At 67.8% G+C, this 590-nt stretch carries 1 protein-coding gene; it reads left to right on the top strand.

What is annotated here, in order from left to right; all coding sequences use genetic code 11:
* Window positions 1-45: 45 nt before the first annotated feature.
* On the top strand, window positions 46-590 hold a 545-nt coding region (gene asd / locus B3V69_RS15220; protein ID WP_296447861.1), incomplete at its 3' end, for an archaetidylserine decarboxylase.

The following is a 590-nucleotide window of genomic DNA, read 5'->3' as shown; positions in this document are numbered from 1 at the left end:
TGCGCTCGGTACAATCCCGCCCATTCCCAACTCCGGTAGCCCTCCATGTCAGACCGTCTCGCCGTGCTACCGCAATATCTGCTGCCGAAGCAGGCCCTGACGGCCCTGGCCGGGCGCGTGGCTGGCGCCCGCGGCGGGAAATTGACGACGCGGCTGATCGCCTGGTTTGTGCGGCGCTACGGCGTCAACATGGCGGAGGCCGCCAACCCCGAGGTCGCCAGCTACGCCACCTTCAACGAGTTTTTCACCCGCGCCCTGAAGGACGGCGCCCGCCCGCTGGCCGGTGCCGACCTGATTTGCCCGGTCGATGGCGCCATCAGCCAGTTTGGCGCGATGGCCGGCGACCAGATCTTTCAGGCCAAGGGCCACCACTATTCCAGCACCGCTTTGCTGGGCGGCGACGCCGCGCTGGCCGCGCGCTTTGAGCATGGCAGTTTCGCCACGCTGTACTTGAGCCCCCGGGACTACCACCGCATCCATATGCCGTGCGACGGGCGCCTGAGCCGCATGATTTACGTGCCCGGCGATCTGTTTTCAGTCAACCCGACCACGGCGCGCGGCGTGCCGGGCCTGTTCGCGCGCAACGAGCG

The organism is Rhodoferax sp. UBA5149 (assembly GCF_002413825.1).
Taxonomy (GTDB): domain Bacteria; phylum Pseudomonadota; class Gammaproteobacteria; order Burkholderiales; family Burkholderiaceae_C; genus Rhodoferax.
This window is presented reverse-complemented; position numbering and strand designations above follow the sequence as displayed.